Raw genomic sequence first — 14,844 nt, forward strand, 5'->3', positions numbered from 1 at the left:
CTTTGCATCAGCGGGGACGAATGGCGTAGGTCACTTCGCCCCGGGTCTGCGGGTTCCAGCTCGCCGGGATGTGGAAGCCGCAGCCGTTGGGCGGGTCCACGCAGACGACCGCGTCGACGGACTCGATCGGCGGGGGCGGGTGATCCGGCTGCAGCGACTGCATCGACACCAGGTCGTCGCCCTTGAGCAGGATCCACCAGGGGTACTCCCAGCTGTTGTACCCCTGGATGATGCCGACGCGCCGGGCCCCCGAGGCGTTGATCGCGTCCGCCGCCCACCGGTAGTCGCGGCCCCACTCCGGCCGGCGGACGAACCGCTCGTCCAGCGTGGACGTGGTGAACACCGAGCCGGGCCCGACCAGCCGCCGCGGCCACCCGACGGTCACGGCCGCGGCCCCGGCCAGGGCGCCGATCACGAGCAGCCCGGCCATGAGGCGGGCGACCGCCCGGCGGCGCAGGACCAGCAGCGGCTCGACCCAGAGCGCGGCCAGCGGCGTGCCCAGCAGGATCAGGAAGACGATGAGCCGGTTGCCCCACGGCTGCCACTTGACCAGCACGACGTACGCGAGCATGGCCAGCCAGAAGAGGGACGCGTAGACCCGCGCCGGGCTCCGCCGCCACAGCAGGACGGCCGCGCCGATCAGGATCAGGGCGCCCTGCACCGGCAGGGAGACCCGGTCCTCGTCGGGGGGCCAGGAGGTGTACGGGTAGGTCGCGCCCCAGTACGTGATGTCGCGCGCGTCCGGGTCGACGCCGATCGCGTGGGCCAGGCCGCGGATCGCGCCCGCGCCCACGGGCCCGGCCGGCGTCTGCAGGGCCGTCTCGGCGATCCGCAGCGCGTTGATCAGCACCGAGGCGGGGTTGTGGCGCTGCATCGAGATCGAATCGCGCAGGTGGTCGGGGCCGAGCGGGTTGCTGTAGGTGGTCTCGACGCGCCACAGGTACGGGCCGGCGATGAGCGCCATCATGGCCACGACGATCGCGGTGCCGGCCCCGGCCCGCAGCCACTCGCGGCGGCGCACCTGCTCCACGAACCACCACACGAGCAGGGGACCCGCGGCGAGCAGGCCGGTCGCCTTGGTGAGCAGGGTCAGGCCCGCGGCCGCGCCGAGCAGGACCACCGCCGGCCAGGGGGTCGCGCGCCCGCGCTCGTCGAGCACCAGGGTCGCGACCGCGCCGACCCAGAGGGCCACGACCAGGTCGGTCTGGGTGCTGGTCGCCTCGAGCAGGACGATCGGGGTCGTACCGAAGATCAGCGCCGCGACGAGCTGGGCCCGGCGGTTGCCGCCGAGCTGGGCGGCGATCCGCGACGCGATCAGCGTGCCGAACACGCCCGCCGCGAGCTGGACGAGGTTGTAGAGCGCGTCGCCGCCGGTGAGCAGGCGCAGGTGCAGGAGGATGTACTCCGCGCCGGGCGCCATGGCGAGCTGCCGGTCGATGATCGTGGGGTAGAACCCCACCCCGCCCTGCGCCACCCAGTGCTCGACCTTGGGCAGGTGGTAGGTCTGCGAGTCGAAGTTGTTCGGCGGCGCCATCAGCGCGATGACGAGGTCGGCCAGGAACAGCCCGCCGAGCGCGACCGCGACCACGCGCTCGAGCCGGTCGGCGCTTCCCCAGAAGTCCCGAAATTTCGGGTGAAAACCGGCAAGGCGGTGCCGCCCGAGCCAGCCGACGGCCAGGGCGGCGGCCACCCACAGCACGATGACGACGGGGCGGTTCAGCCAGCCGAGCGCCGAGAGGAGCTCGACGAGCGCGACCGCCGCGGTGCCGAAGACGACGCCGGCGCGAATGAGCAGGAGTCGGGTCGGCGCAACGGGCACCGCGGCAGGCTATCGAACTTTCCTGAGAGGCCTACAACCGCTCGACGACGCGCCCCTGGCAGCGGTTGCGGGTGTCGAAGATGTACTGCGCGTGCTCCTCGACGAGCGAGTAGTCGAAGTCGTCGTGGTCGGTGAGCAGCACCACCGCGTCCGCGGCCATCACCTCGACCGGGGTCAGATCGACCAGCGTCACCCCGCCGAGGGTGCCCACGTCGCGGGGCAGGGCGTGCGGCTCGACCGCGCGCACGTCGGCGCCCAGGTCAACGAGCAGCTCGGCGACCGCCCGGGCCGGGGACTCGCGCAGGTCGCCGACGTTGCTCTTGTACGCCAGCCCCAGCAGCAGGATCCGGCTGCCATTGACGGGCTTGAAGCGGGTGTTGAGCCCGGCGGCGATGCGCTGCACCACGTAGCGGGGCATGCCCTCGTTGACGTCGTTGGCCAGCTCGATGAACCGGAAGCGCTGTCCCACCTCCCTTTTCACCTGCCACGACAGGTAGGAGGGGTCGATCGGCAGGCAGTGCCCGCCGACGCCGGGGCCGGGGTCGAAGGCCATGAAGCCGAAGGGCTTGGTCGCGGCCGCGCCGATGGCCTCGCGCACGTCCACGCCGAGCTGGTTGGCGACGATCGCGAGCTCGTTGACCAGCGCGATGTTGATGTGCCGGAACGTGTTCTCGAAGAGCTTCGTGAGCTCGGCGGTGCGCGGGGCCGACACCGGTACCGTGCGATCCACGAACCGCTCGTAGAACGCCTTCGTGGCCGCGAGCGAGCTCTCGTCGATGCCGGACACGAGCTTCGGCGTGTTCTCCAGGTGCCACGTCGGGTTGCCCGGGTCGATGCGCTCGGGGCTGTAGCCGAGGTGGAAGTCGTCGGGGGTGCGCAGCCCGCTGGCGTGCTCCAGCAGCGGCCGCAGCACCTGCTCGGTGGTGCCCGGATACGTGGTCGACTCGAGGATCACCGTGCAGCCGGGGCGCAGGTACGGCGCGATCTGCAGCGCCGCGTGCTCGATGTGACTGATGTCGGGCACCCCGTCGGTGAGCGGGGTGGGCACGGTGATCGCGCAGGTGTCGAAGCCGGCCGCGTCCGCGTAGTCGTCGGTCGGGCGGTAGCGCCCGGTCTCCAGCGCCCGGCCGAGGCGCTCGTCGGAGATGTCCTCGACGAACGAGATCCCGGCGCCGAGCGACTTGATGCGGTCCGTGTCGACGTCGAGCCCGACGACGTCGTCGCCCGCCTCGACGGCGCGGATGGCCAGCGGCAGGCCGACGTACCCCTGCCCGATGATGACGACTTTGCCCATGATCATCCTATCCGGGAAGCACTCGGCCCGCCGGGCGAGCAACACCCGACGGGCCATGGAGGTACTGCAGAAGCGTCAGTTCGTGCGGCGGCGGCGGAACGAGATCCAGCCGCTGCCCACCAGCGCGGTGAGCCCGAGGATGCCCGGGATCAGGTCCGCACCGTAGGTCTTGTGCTGCTCCGGCGCGGCGAGCGCGGTCTCGTTCGCCTGGAGCTTGAACGGCGACCAGCCGCTGCGGAACGGCCCGTAGAAGCCGACCGGGCGGTCGTGGCCGTCCCAGTGCCCGCGCGCCGGGCTGGAGGCCAGCGGCGTGCCGTCGAAGATGTCGTCCGGCCAGCCGCCCCAGTTGAAGTGCTGGAGGTCCTTGACGCGCACGGTGGCCTTGAGCGTCTTGTGCGACTTCTTGCCGGTCACCTTGATGACGGCGTATCCGGGCGCCTCGAACCGGATGCGGGCCGAGAATCGGCCCTCGTCGTCCGCGCGGCGGTCGCCGTTGATGATGACATCGCACGGCTCCCCGTCGGCGTTGCGGTAGTGCACGTTGATGCCGATCGGCTCGCCGGCCACGAAGCTGCGCCCCTGGAGCCGGACCGCGCCACCGACGGAGATCGACGCGGCGCTCACCCGGATCTGCGGCGCGGGCGCCGGGTATGAAGCCTCCGGGGCGGCCTGAGCGCTGGTCGGCGCGCCGAGCACGGCCGCCGCGACGACGGCACCGGCAAGGCCGGCCAGTGTTGACAGCGACGTTCTTGTTCGGGCTCGCATGACTCTCCCTTTCCTCTCCCCGGGAATTACCGTAAACCCGCATTAGGGGTGAACCGGACTATTTCTCGCAACTCGGGCCAGGTTGCAACCGAGTGGCCCACGGCGAGATGCCCGGCGTCGTGATGAGCCGCGGTTCCACGGCCCCCTTGGTCCCCGTCGGACCCGAGACCAGATCCACGACGAGGGTGCTCTTCGCCCCGGGCGCGAGGTCCACGGGCAGCACGGCGACCTCGCGGCCCTTCTCGTAGCCGGTGCCGAAGTCGACTTCGGCGCCGTCCTGCTTCGCCGCGATGGGCGAGCCGCCGGTCGGGGCGTAGACGAGCACGTTGGTGCGCAGGACGCCCTCCCCGGCCAGGCTCAGGCCGAGCACGCTGCGCGACAGGCCGGTCTTGGGCGCGGTGGAGCCGAGCTCGACGGTCAGCCGCAGCGGGCGGGTGCCGTCGTCGAGGCAGCGGCCGGTCTCCAGTGCGACCGAGTGGGTCAGGTAGTAGCCGAGCTTCGCGCCGGTGCCGTCGTTGAGGAACACACCCACCGTGGGATGGGCGCCGTCGTCGGCCGGCAGCGTGCCCGCGAACGGGGTCCGGGCGATCTCCGCCTGCTCCTCGGGGTGCGCGCTCCAGGCCAGCAGCCGCCGCTCGTCCATCGCCCGGGTCAGGGCCTGCACGATGCTCCGGCTCATCGGCACCCCGCCCATGAGCTTGTCGAGCACCGCCTTGGCCGCCCCGGCGAAGAAGGCGTCCTGGTCCGGCTCGGCGGCGATCTTGAGGTACACCTCGGACAGCAGCTGCCGCACCGCCGTCGCCCCGGTCAGCTGCGCGCCGCCGGGCAGGCTCACCGGGCCGGTCGCGCCGAGCAGGTAGGCGAGCGCGACCGGGTCGGTGGCGAGCACGCCGTCGACGGCCCGGCCGGAGCGCTGGCGGTACATCTCCCGGATCAGCGCGGCCGCGGTCGGGAAGTCGGGGGTCAGGTTCACGTCGGCCGGGTAGGTGCCGAGCCGGTTGGTGAACAGGTCCTCCTGGTCCGGGTCGAGCGGCAGCACCGGCGCGTCGAAGTCGCGCAGCGTCTTGGCCGCGGTGCCCTGCTCCACGAGGGAGACCCGGCCGTGGTCGGTCCGCACGACGGCGAAGGCGCCGGGCATGCCGCCGGTGGCGCGGGCCTCGGCGAGGTTCTGGAACAGCACGAGGTAGGTCCGCGGCCCGTCGGCCCCGAGCAGCGCCGGCAGCAGCTTGGCGGCCTGGGCGGCCGGGTCGAGCATCGGCACGACCCGGTCCAGGCCGGCGTCGACCTGGTCCAGCGCGGTGCGCACCCGGGCGTTGAGGCCGCCGCGGTCGAGCCCGGCGAGCCGGTGCCGGGCGGCCTTGGCGACGGTGGCGGCCTCGGCGATCCGCGGTGCGGCGCCCGCCACCGATGTGAGCCGCGTGGCGTCCCCGTCCATGGCGGCGGTCATGCCGTCGGCGGCGTCCAGCAGCGGCGGCAGCACCTCCCGGGCGAGCGCGTCGATCGCGTCGGCGACCGCCCCCACCGCGGTGAGATCGTCCCCGGCCACGGGCAGGCGGCTGCCCAGCCACCAACTCGGGCCGTGCGCGTCGGCCCGGGCCGCACCGGTCTGCCGTTGCAGATCCGCCGTGGTGCGCCGGGCCGCGGCCAGGTCCCCGGCGCGCAGCTGCGCCTCGAGGTCCCCGACCAGCGTCGCGGCCCGCTGCAGATGCCCGGCCGCGTCCGCGCCCACCGTCGCCAGGCGCAGCCCGAACCCGGCGAGCACCACCAGCACGACCACGGCCGCGGCGACGATCCGCCGTCGCCGGGTCCGCAGCAGGCGCTTGAGCTGTTCAATCGGCACCGCTGACCACCTCCTCGACTCGATCGGGGGCGGTGAGGACACGCAGGGCGCGGTAGAAGTCCGCGCGCCTTCGCTCGAGGGTCTCGGCGGCGTAGGCGCGGGCCCGGCCGAGGTTGCGGGCCGAGGCGGCGGCCATCGCGGCGGGGTCGGCCGCGAGCGCGGTGATCGCGCGGGCCAGCGCCGCCGGGTCCCCGGGCGGGACCAGGCGGGCGCCGCCGAGCAGCTCGGGCACGCCCCCGACGGCGGAGGCGACGGCGGGCAGGCCGCGGGCCATCGCCTCGATCAGGGCCCGGGGCAGGCCCTCGGTGCGCGAGGGGAGCACGAAGAGGTCGGCGTCGTCGAGGAACAGGCGCACGGGCGCGCCCGGCGGGACGGCCCCGGCGAAGGAGACCCGGCCGCCGAGCCGGCGCTCGCGCACCAGCCGCTCCAGGTCGGCCCGGCACCGGCCGTCGCCGACGTGCACCAGGCTCGCCTCGATGCCGTTGCCGGCCAGCAGCGGCAGCGCCTCGATGAGCGTGTCGATCCCCTTGTACGGCTGCTCCAGCGAGCCGACGGTGACCAGCCGCAGCGCGACGCGCGCCGAGCCGGTGTCCCGCCGGGGCGCCCCGGCGAACGCGGCCTCCTCCAGCTGGATGCTCGAGTACGCGGCGGTGACGGCGCCGGGCGCGGCCGGGTAGCGGGCCTGCAGCGCGCGCTCGGTGACGTAGGAGACCGCGGACGCGGCCCGGCACTGGGCGCGCAGGCGGCGCGTGAACCACCAGCGCAGCAGCGGCCGCAGCGGGTGCCGGGAGGCGCCGGGGGCGAAGACGTCGTGCGGGTCGCCGACGACCTCGAGCCCGAACGGCGCCGCCCGCAGGCGCTTGCGCAGGAGCGTGCCGATCGCCGAGGGCACCCGCAGCAGCACGGCGTCGCCGGGCGCCACGGCTTCCCGCAGCGCGCGCCTGATGCGCGGCAGCCGCAGCAGGTACCGCCCCGGGCCGACGTAGTGCGGGAGCGGGTACACCTCGACCCCGTTGCCGTCGACGCGGACGGCCCCGGGCGGGTGACCGGGGCTCTCCTCGCAGCGGGCCACCACCCGGACCTCGCCGAAGACGGCCCGGTAGCGCTGCCAGAAGTCGTTGGGGGCGCCCGTCGTGGACCAGACGGCGCCGTCCGGGGTGCGCAGGTACCGCTGCTCGGTCGTCACGACGAGACGCATGCGAGGGGCTCCTCATCGTCGGCGCGAGCCGAATCATGGGCACGAGCCGAGACCATGCGGATCACGCCGAAGAACACCGCGCCGTAGACGACCGTCTTGAGCAGCGACTGGCTCTCGCCGCGGAAGCCGTACATCCAGGCGACCGTGAACAGGATGCTGGCGTAGGCGTACACCGGCGCCCGGTCCACGCGGTTGACGAGCCAGCGGTGCACGGCGGTGAGCAGCGCGAAGAGCACCGGGATGCCGGCCAGCCCGAAGTTCGCGTACGCCTCCCCGGTGAGCGAGAACCCGTAGCCGGAGTCGCTGCCGGGCGCGTACCGGTCCACGAGCCACTGCGCGAGCGGGGTCTGGTGCTGGCCCGGGATCAGGTTCACGAGCGCGTGCAGGTAGCTGGCGCCGTGCATGTACGGCTCCGTCGACGGCACGTGCCCCATCACCCAGGTGTCGACGAACAGCACCGAGCCCTGGTTGAGAATCGCGCTCGCGTCCGTGCCGCCCTGCGTGCCGCTCCCCCGCAGTGCGAAGAGGGCGGTCGCGCCGAGCAGCAGCCCGGCGCCCCACAGCACCGAGCGCGGCAGCCGGCGCTCGGTGCGCACCAGCTCCCGGTGCAGGACCAGGGCGAAGAGCACGAAGACGAAGTCGCGCTCGCCGGTGGCCAGGCAGTAGGCGATGTAGGCGCCCAGGTTGACCCGGTAGGCGAAGCGGCCGGTCGAGCTCTCCTGCGCGATGAAGTACAGCGCGCAGGCGCACATCTCCAGCAACAGGTAGTCGTAGTGCAACGGGCCGGCGACGGCGATGCGGTCCAGCTTGTTGCCGGCCAGGAACGCGGGGCCGCCCCAGGCCAGGACCCCCAGCGCGTACAGCGCCAGCAGCGCCAGCACCGCGGGCACGAGCGGCATCCGCCGGCCGGTCTCGAGCAGCTGGATGGGGTCGCGGATGTCGCGGCGCTGACGCAGCAGCAGCCCGGCCGCGGCGACCCCGGCGAAGGCGAGCAGGAGCCCGAGCGCGGCCCGGCCGATGAGCAGCGTGTTCGTGCCGAAGTAGATGGTGCCGCCGAGCAGGTAGCTCACCACCGGGCCGAAGCCGAAGAGCAGGAAGTACGCGGCGAGGTAGGCCAGCATGTCCCGCCGGCCCCCCGCGAACAGCAGCACCGGCACGGCCAGGGCGGCGAGGCCGGCCGACCACCAGGGCTGGGCCGCGAGGTCAAAGGGCACGCCGCAGCACCTCCCACTTCAGCGCGCAGTGCACGATCGCGGCGGCCGCGGTGGCCCACGCCGCCCCGAGCACCCCGTAGCGGGGCACCAGCAGCAGCGCGGCCAGCCCGGCGGCGAGGAGCACGGCCGCGTTCACGGCGAGCTGGCCGGTGAAGCGGCGCGCGGCGGAGAGGCCGGCGTCGAGCACGAAGCAGACGCCGCCGACCACGGTGGCCAGGGTCAGCACCGTGAGCACCCGGCCCTGACCGGCGTACTCCTCGCCGTACAGCCGCCGCAGGAGCTCGGAGCCGAAGAGCCACGCGGCCCACACGCCCAGCCCGCCGGCCACCGCGACGCCGAGCAGCGACTGCCACAGCAGGCTGCGGAAGCCGGCCGGGGTGCCGTTGACGCGCAGCTCGGTCAGGCGGGGCAGCAGGGTCTGGGCGATCGCGGAGAAGAAGACGTTGCCGGTGAGCACGAGGTACCCGGCCGCGGCGAACACGCCGAGCGCGGTGGCGCCGAGGCGGTGCTCGAGGGCGTACCGCGGCACGTTCACGGTCAGCGAGGAGAGCCCGGAGGCCAGGCCCAGCGGCAGCGCGGTCCACAGCAGCTCGGCGACCCCGCCCGCGGCGCGGTGGGTGTGCTGCTTGGCCCGCGGGTCGGGGCGGTTGTGGAAGCGGCCCGCGAACGGCGCGCAGCACATGAGCCAGGTCAGCGCGGACGCGGCCGCGGAGCCGGCGGCGGCCCACGCGACGCTGCTGGTGCCCCAGAGCAGGGCGGCGACCAGCGCGACGGTCAGGCCGCCGTTGACGAGCTGGGCGACCGCGATGCTGCGCTGGTCGTGGTGGCGCTGGAGCAGGCCCAGGTAGATGTCGCCGATGCCGTCGAAGGCCTTGGCCGCACCCACCAGGAGTACGACGGCCGGGGGCAGGCCGAAGGTGATCACGATCGCCGAGATCACGCCCATGGCCACGCCCATGCCGACCAGCCGGACGCTCAGGTAGCGGCGGAACGGGTGCTCGCCGTTCGGGTCGGTCACCAGGACCGTGCGCAGCGACAGGTTGGCCAGCAGCACGACCGGCGCCCCGATCGCGAGCCCCAGCGCGTAGTCGCCGACCATGGCGGGCGTGCCCAGCCGGGCGACCACCACGAGCACGAGCCACTGGCACAGCGCGTAGCCGCCGTTGCCGGCCACGCTCCAGGCCAGGTTGCCCGTGAAGGACGGCCGCCTGACGGGGCTGGTGCGGTGCCTGGTCGTCGTCATCGCGCGGCGTTCTCCAGGACGTCCGCGACCGCGCGGGCGGCGGGGCGCTGGGCGAACAGTCGCTCGGCCCGCTCCCGGGCGAGCTCGCCGCGGCGGGCCAGGGTGCCGGCGCGGAAGTCGGCGTACGCCTCCCGCAGCGCGCCCAGCAGCGCCTCGGGGTCGTCGCGGGGCACCACCCAGCCCGACGCCGGATCGACGGTCTCCGGCAGCGCGCCAGCGTCGGAGACGATGCTCGGCACGCCCATGGCGGCGGCCTCGACCGCGGCGCCGTGGTTCTCCGACAGCGACGGGCTCACGCTGAGGTCCGCGGCCGCATAGCAGTCGCGCACGTCGAGAACGGACTCGTGCCAGTCGATGCTCGGGTCGCCCGCGACGTCGAAGCGGGCCAGCAGCTCGCGCTTGTGCGCCGCGCCGGTCGCGTCGAAGCCGCCGCCGAGCAGCACCAGGCGCGCGTCCGGGCGGTCCCGCGCGAACGCCTTCCAGGCGGTCAGGAGCACGTCGTGGCCCTTCACGCCGCGGCCGGGGCGGATCAGGCGCTTCGGGGCGTAGACGTAGGCGACCATGCCCACCACGAACGTGTCGTCGCCGGCGCCGAGGGCCTCGCGGGACGCGGCCCGGTAGGCGGGCGAGGGCGGGGTGAAATCGTCGGTGTCGACGCCGTACGGGATCGCCGGGGTGCGCTCGTCGGCCAGGCCGATCTCGCGGTACAGGCGGGCGATGTGCTCGCTGCCGCCGATGACCACGTCGTCGAGCCGGCACAGGAAGCGCTCCACCGACCGGATCAGCGGCGACTCCAGGAACAGCGGGCCGGGCACCATGTGCACCTTGGCCGCGTCGAGGCCGAGGGCGGCCAGGCGGCAGGCCAGCGCGGAGGCGTACAGGTGGTAGTGCAGCACGTCCGGGTCGATCCCGCGCAGCTGCCGGCGCAGCCCGAGCAGGCCGGTCAGGGTGGCGGGCGACGGGCGGAAGCGGAAGTCGAACGCGGACTGCACCACGTCGACGCCCCGGTCGTGCAGTGCCTTGCGCAGCCGCCCTTCGTGCCCCGGGGGCAACACCGCGACGACCTCGTGGCCGCGCTCGCGCAGCTCGTCGACGTGCGGCAGGGTCCAGCGCCCGCCCTCGTCCGTCTTGAGGACCAGAGCCACCTTCATTTCGCGGGTACCCCCTTGACGGTCGTCTTCGCGCCGACGTCCCGGGTCACGCAGGCCCCGGCGCCGACGGTCGCGTCCGCGCCCACCCGCAGCCCCTGCAGCACGCACGCGGTGGTGCCGATGAGCACCCCGGGGCCGACGTGGCAGTCGCCGGAGATCGCCGCGAGCGGGTTGACCTGGACGAAGTCCTCCAGCACCGAGTCGTGCCCGACGGTGCAGTTCTGGTTGAGGTGCACGTGGCGGCCGATGGTGACGTTGGTGGTGACCCGGGCGCCCGGGAACGCCACGAACCCCTCGCCGAGCACCGCGTCGGCGCCGATCGTCGCCGCCGGGTGCACCAGGGTCGCCGCGGCCAGCCCGTGCAGGCGCAGGTCGTCGTCGATGCGCGCGCGGATGCGCGGGTCGCCGATGCCGATGACGTAGCCGATCGAGGGCCGCTCGTCGCTCAGCCGGGAGCTGGGGCCCAGGAACGGCACCCCGAGCGCGGCGATGCGGTCGAGGTTGCGCTGGCTCGGCCCGTCGTCGACGAAGCCGCGCACCGGCATCCCGGCCGCCCGGGCGATCATGAGCAGCTCCCGCCCGTGCCCGCCGCAGCCGACGATGACCAGACCGTTCTTCATCGCGGTAGACCTTCGAACTCGTGGGCGGTGGCCGCCCCCTGCGCGGTGATGCCGTCGCGGCGCAGCACCGTGCGCACGGTCTCGGCGAGGATGCGCAGGTCCAGCCCGAGCGACCGGTTGCGCACGTATTCGAGGTCGTAGGCGAACTTCTGCTCCCAGCTCAGCGCGTTGCGCCCGCGCACCTGGGCCAGGCCGGTGATCCCGGGGCGCACGTCGTGGCGGCGGCGCTGCTCGGCGGAGTAGCGCTCGAGGTAGGCCACCGGCAGCGGCCGCGGCCCGATCAGGCTCATGTCCCCGCGCAGCACGTTCCACAGGGCCGGCAGCTCGTCGAGGCTAGACGCGCGCAGGAACCGCCCGGCCGCCGTGAGCCGCTCGGCGTCCGAGCCCGGCCCCTCCCGCATCGAGCGGAACTTGACCAGCGTGAACGGCTCGCCGTGGCGCCCGGCCCGCTCCTGGCGGAACAGCACCGGCCCGCCCAGCGTGGCGCGGACGAAGACCGCGGTGGCCGCGATGACCGGGGCCAGCAGGAGCGCGGCGGCCGAGGCGGCGAGCAGGTCGAGCGGGCGCCTCATCGCGCGTCCAGGAAGTCGCCGATCGCGTCGAAGACCCGCCGCTGGGCGTCGTCGCGCATCCCCGAGCCGCTGGGCAGGTTGAGGCCGGTGGCGAAGAGCCGGTCGGCCACGCCGGTGAGGGCGGCCCGGTGGCCGCGGAACACCGGCTGGGCGTGCATCGGCTTCCACACCGGCCGCGTCTCGATGTCGCGGGCGGCCAGCCACGCGCCGAGGTCGGCGGCGGCCCAGCCGGCCCGCTCGGGCTCGACGATCAGCGTGGTGAGCCAGCAGTTCGCGCTGAGGTCGCCCTCACCCAGCAGGCGGGTGCCGTCCGTTGCCGCGAAGATTTTGGCGTACCGCTCCCGCAGAGCCCTTCGCCGCCCGATCATCTCGTCCAGGCGGGACAGCTGGGCCCGGCCGAGCGCGGCGAGCAGGTTCGACAGGCGGTAGTTGTAGCCGATGTCGCGGTGCTCGTAGTGCGCGACCGGCTCCCGGGCCTGGGTGGCCAGGTGCCGGCAGCGGGCCGCGAGGTCCTTGTCGTCGGTGACGACCATGCCGCCGCCCGAGCTCGTAATGATCTTGTTGCCGTTGAACGACAGCGCGGCCGCCCGGCCGAAGGAGCCCGCCGGCCGCCCGTCCCGGCTCGCCCCGAGCGCCTCCGCGGCGTCCTCGATCACGGGCACGCCGAGGTCGGTCAGCGACGCGTACTCGGCGACCGAGCCGAACAGGTCCACCGGCACGATCGCGCTCACGATCCGGCCCTCGCGCCGCAGCTCGGCGACGGTGGCCGCGGTGAGATCCGGGTCGAGGTTGCCGTCGCCCGGCAGGCTGTCCACGAAGACCGGCTCGGCGCCGGTGTAGACGACCGCGTTGGCCGTGGCCGCGAACGTCAGCGTCGGCACGATCACCGCGTCGCCCGGCCCGACGCCGATCGCGAGCAGGGCCAGGTGCAGGGCCGCGGTGCCGGAGCTGACCCCGACGGCGTGCGCGGTGCCGCACCGGCGGGCGACCTCGGCCTCGAAAGCGTCGAGATCCGGGCCGACGGGCGCGACCCACCCGGACCTCAGCGCGTTGACCAGGTAGCGCTCCTCGACACCCGAGACGTCGGGCGCCGACAGGAAGATCCGCGTGTTCACCACATACCCCCGCTGGAGTCGGCCCTGATGCTGTTCGTCTGCCGGGCCAACCGGTGCCGGTCCGCGATGGCCGAGCGGCTGGCCCGCGCGCTCGGCCTGGACGCCGCGAGCGCCGGAACCCACGCCGTGCCGGGCCTCGAGATGCCCGAGCACGCCGAGACCGTCCTGCGCGAGCACGGCGCGGACCCGTCGGCCTTCGTCAGCCGCCGCGTGGTGCCGTCGCTGCTGCTGACCGCGCCGCTGGTGCTGACCGCGACGCGGGCCGAGCGCGCGCACTGCGTGACCTTGGCCCCGGCCACCGCGGGCCGGACGTTCACGCTGCGGCAGTACGCGCGGTACGTCGCGGCGCTGCCGCCCGGGCCGGTGTCGCCGCGGGACATCTCCGCGGTTCGCGGGCGCCTGCAGCCCGGCACCCCGGCCGACGACGATCTCGAGGATCCCTTCGGCGGCCCGATCGAGGGCTTCCGCGAGTGCGCCGCGACGATCGAGGGCATCCTCAGGCTCCCCGCGTTCCGGCCTTGACCGGCTGGGGCTCCTCGTCGACCGGCTTCGCCGGGGCCGCGGGCAGGGCGCGCTGCGGGCGGTGGGCGCCCTCGTGGGGGCCGTAGTACGCGTAGGTGTAGCCGTCCCCGTTGCCGCCCTTGGCCCCGTTGAGCACGCAGCCGAACAGCCGCGCCGAGACGGCCTCGATCGCCTCGACGGCCGCCTGGGCCTGGGTGACCGTGGTCCGCCCGGCCCGCGTGACCAGCACCGCCCCGTCGGCCCGGCTGGCGACCACGGCCGCGTCGGTGACGACGAGCAGCGGCGAGGTGTCCACCACGACGTACTCGAAGTCCTCGCTGACCTCGGCCAGCAGCCGGGTCATCTGCTGGGAGCCGAGCAGTTCGCTCGGGTTGGGCGGGATCGTGCCGCTGGGCAGCACGTAGAGCTCCTGCTCGCCCCAGCGCTGCACCGCCGTGTCGACGTCGACCTGCCCGACGAGGACATTGGTCAGGCCGACCGCGCCCTCCAGGTCGAGATATTCGGCGAGCTTCGGGCGGCGTACGTCCGCGTCCACCAGCAGCACCCGGTGCCCCGCCTCGGCGAGCACGATCGCCAGGTTGCACGCGATCGTGGACTTGCCCTCGTCCGGCAGCGCGCTGGTCACCACGACGCAGCGGGCCCGCCGGTCCGGGTCGACGAACTGCAGGTTGGTGCGCAGGTGCCGCATCGCCTCCCCGCGCGGGGACCAGGCGGCGTCCTCGACGAGCAGGGGCGACTCGACGGCGTGGGCATCGTGCGGTACCGCGGCCAGAATCGCCTTCTTCGTGGCCTGCCGCAGCGCCGCGACCGAGCGGATGCTGTTGTCCAGCAACTCCCGCAGCACCGCGGCGGCGGCGCCCGCGACCAGGCCGAGCAGGAGCGCGACCGCGAAGTTGCGGGCCGGCTGGGGGCTGATGGGGTCGGTACTGACCGAGGGCCCGGTGACCACGTCGACGCGCACGGTCGGGTTGGTGCCGCCGGGCGGGGTCTCCAGCGTCGCCACGAGCGCGGCGAACTTCGTCGCGACCGCGTCGGTGATCCGCAGGGCCCGCGCGCTGTCGGTGTCCATGACGGTGACCTCCAGCAGCACCGTGTCCGGCACCGTGCGCGCGCTGATCCGCCGGCGCACCCCGGCGGCGTCGAGGCCGACGCTCGGGTCGGCGGCGACCGCCGTCGCGAGCCGGTCGCTGCCGACGAGGTTCACGTAGGAGCGGGCGCGCTGCTGTGAGAACAGGCCGCCCTGGTAGGCGTCGGTGACCCCGCTGCTCGGGGTGCTCACGAAGAAGGTGACGCTCGCGGCGTAGGTCGGCGCCGTCTGGGCGGTCACCACCACCGCGGCGACCAGCGCGAGGCACGCCGTCGTGGCCACCAGCCACCAGCGTTTGCGGACCGCGCTGACGTAGTCGCGCAGCTCCATACGCCATGACCTCCCGTAGCCGTTAGCTCAACACAGCGTGACATCTCGACCGGGGGTTCGGGAGCGATACGGGC

Annotated in this window: 13 protein-coding genes; 1 reads left to right on the forward strand and 12 read right to left on the reverse strand. The window is 74.1% G+C overall.

Annotated elements, in window-relative coordinates:
- Positions 1-7 precede the first annotated feature (7 nt).
- Genes AC6JBM_RS41725 through AC6JBM_RS41775 form a run of 11 tightly spaced genes read right to left on the reverse strand, consistent with a single transcriptional unit; the run spans position 8 to position 12,831 of the window.
- Positions 8-1,819: an ArnT family glycosyltransferase gene (locus AC6JBM_RS41725; RefSeq protein WP_497979295.1), complete on the reverse strand. Its 1,812-nt coding sequence runs from the start codon at positions 1,817-1,819 to the stop codon at positions 8-10.
- A gap of 31 nt (positions 1,820-1,850) precedes the next feature.
- Positions 1,851-3,170 (reverse strand): nucleotide sugar dehydrogenase, encoded by a 1,320-nt coding sequence (locus tag AC6JBM_RS41730; protein ID WP_497979296.1) that lies wholly within the window; start codon positions 3,168-3,170, stop codon positions 1,851-1,853.
- Between the two features lie 18 nt (positions 3,171-3,188).
- Positions 3,189-3,878 (reverse strand): hypothetical protein, encoded by a 690-nt coding sequence (locus AC6JBM_RS41735; RefSeq protein ID WP_497979297.1) that lies wholly within the window; start codon positions 3,876-3,878, stop codon positions 3,189-3,191.
- Positions 3,879-3,936: 58 nt separating this feature from the next.
- Positions 3,937-5,718, reverse strand: coding sequence for a DUF4012 domain-containing protein (locus tag AC6JBM_RS41740; RefSeq protein ID WP_497979298.1), 1,782 nt, complete (start codon positions 5,716-5,718; stop codon positions 3,937-3,939).
- The gene (locus AC6JBM_RS41745; protein ID WP_497979299.1) at positions 5,708-6,916 is read right to left on the reverse strand and encodes a glycosyltransferase; all 1,209 of its coding nucleotides are present in this window, start codon (positions 6,914-6,916) and stop codon (positions 5,708-5,710) included. Before AC6JBM_RS41745 ends, AC6JBM_RS41740 begins: the two co-directional genes overlap by 11 nt.
- A complete protein-coding gene (locus AC6JBM_RS41750; protein ID WP_497979300.1) occupies positions 6,901-8,130 on the reverse strand; it encodes an O-antigen polymerase in 1,230 nt (409 codons plus the stop codon). Before AC6JBM_RS41750 ends, AC6JBM_RS41745 begins: the two co-directional genes overlap by 16 nt.
- A complete protein-coding gene (locus AC6JBM_RS41755) occupies positions 8,120-9,373 on the reverse strand; it encodes a lipopolysaccharide biosynthesis protein (protein WP_497979301.1) in 1,254 nt (417 codons plus the stop codon). Before AC6JBM_RS41755 ends, AC6JBM_RS41750 begins: the two co-directional genes overlap by 11 nt.
- On the reverse strand, positions 9,370-10,524 hold the full coding sequence (locus AC6JBM_RS41760; RefSeq protein ID WP_497979302.1) for a glycosyltransferase: 1,155 nt from the start codon (positions 10,522-10,524) through the stop codon (positions 9,370-9,372). Before AC6JBM_RS41760 ends, AC6JBM_RS41755 begins: the two co-directional genes overlap by 4 nt.
- A complete protein-coding gene (locus tag AC6JBM_RS41765; protein ID WP_497979303.1) occupies positions 10,521-11,144 on the reverse strand; it encodes an acetyltransferase in 624 nt (207 codons plus the stop codon). The genes AC6JBM_RS41760 and AC6JBM_RS41765 overlap by 4 nt, the downstream gene beginning before the upstream one ends.
- A complete protein-coding gene (locus AC6JBM_RS41770; protein ID WP_497979304.1) occupies positions 11,141-11,716 on the reverse strand; it encodes a sugar transferase in 576 nt (191 codons plus the stop codon). Before AC6JBM_RS41770 ends, AC6JBM_RS41765 begins: the two co-directional genes overlap by 4 nt.
- On the reverse strand, positions 11,713-12,831 hold the full coding sequence (locus AC6JBM_RS41775; RefSeq protein WP_497979305.1) for an aminotransferase class I/II-fold pyridoxal phosphate-dependent enzyme: 1,119 nt from the start codon (positions 12,829-12,831) through the stop codon (positions 11,713-11,715). Before AC6JBM_RS41775 ends, AC6JBM_RS41770 begins: the two co-directional genes overlap by 4 nt.
- Positions 12,832-12,858: 27 nt before the next feature.
- On the opposite strand from AC6JBM_RS41775, the gene AC6JBM_RS41780 reads away from it, so the two are divergent.
- On the forward strand, positions 12,859-13,353 hold the full coding sequence (locus AC6JBM_RS41780) for an arsenate reductase/protein-tyrosine-phosphatase family protein (RefSeq protein WP_497979306.1): 495 nt from the start codon (positions 12,859-12,861) through the stop codon (positions 13,351-13,353).
- On the opposite strand, the gene AC6JBM_RS41785 is transcribed toward AC6JBM_RS41780, so the two are convergent.
- Entirely contained in the window at positions 13,328-14,770 is a 1,443-nt protein-coding gene (locus AC6JBM_RS41785) for a tyrosine-protein kinase domain-containing protein (RefSeq protein ID WP_497979307.1), read from the reverse strand. The genes AC6JBM_RS41780 and AC6JBM_RS41785 overlap by 26 nt on opposite strands.
- Between the last annotated feature and the right edge of the window lie 74 nt (positions 14,771-14,844).

It is taken from the genome of Dactylosporangium thailandense (assembly GCF_059739745.1).

Excerpts from the sequence above, each read along its gene's own strand:
- AC6JBM_RS41770 (WP_497979304.1), bottom strand. The coding sequence starts at position 11,716 with ATGAGGCGCCCGCTCGACCTGCTCGCCGCCTCGGCCGCCGCGCTCCTG.
- AC6JBM_RS41745 (WP_497979299.1), bottom strand. The coding sequence starts at position 6,916 with ATGCGTCTCGTCGTGACGACCGAGCAGCGGTACCTGCGCACCCCGGAC.
- AC6JBM_RS41760 (WP_497979302.1), bottom strand. The coding sequence starts at position 10,524 with ATGAAGGTGGCTCTGGTCCTCAAGACGGACGAGGGCGGGCGCTGGACC.
- AC6JBM_RS41735 (WP_497979297.1), bottom strand. The coding sequence starts at position 3,878 with ATGCGAGCCCGAACAAGAACGTCGCTGTCAACACTGGCCGGCCTTGCC.
- AC6JBM_RS41765 (WP_497979303.1), bottom strand. The coding sequence starts at position 11,144 with ATGAAGAACGGTCTGGTCATCGTCGGCTGCGGCGGGCACGGGCGGGAG.
- AC6JBM_RS41730 (WP_497979296.1), bottom strand. The coding sequence starts at position 3,170 with ATGGCCCGTCGGGTGTTGCTCGCCCGGCGGGCCGAGTGCTTCCCGGAT.
- AC6JBM_RS41780 (WP_497979306.1), top strand. The coding sequence starts at position 12,859 with ATGCTGTTCGTCTGCCGGGCCAACCGGTGCCGGTCCGCGATGGCCGAG.
- AC6JBM_RS41785 (WP_497979307.1), bottom strand. The coding sequence starts at position 14,770 with ATGGAGCTGCGCGACTACGTCAGCGCGGTCCGCAAACGCTGGTGGCTG.
- AC6JBM_RS41755 (WP_497979301.1), bottom strand. The coding sequence starts at position 9,373 with ATGACGACGACCAGGCACCGCACCAGCCCCGTCAGGCGGCCGTCCTTC.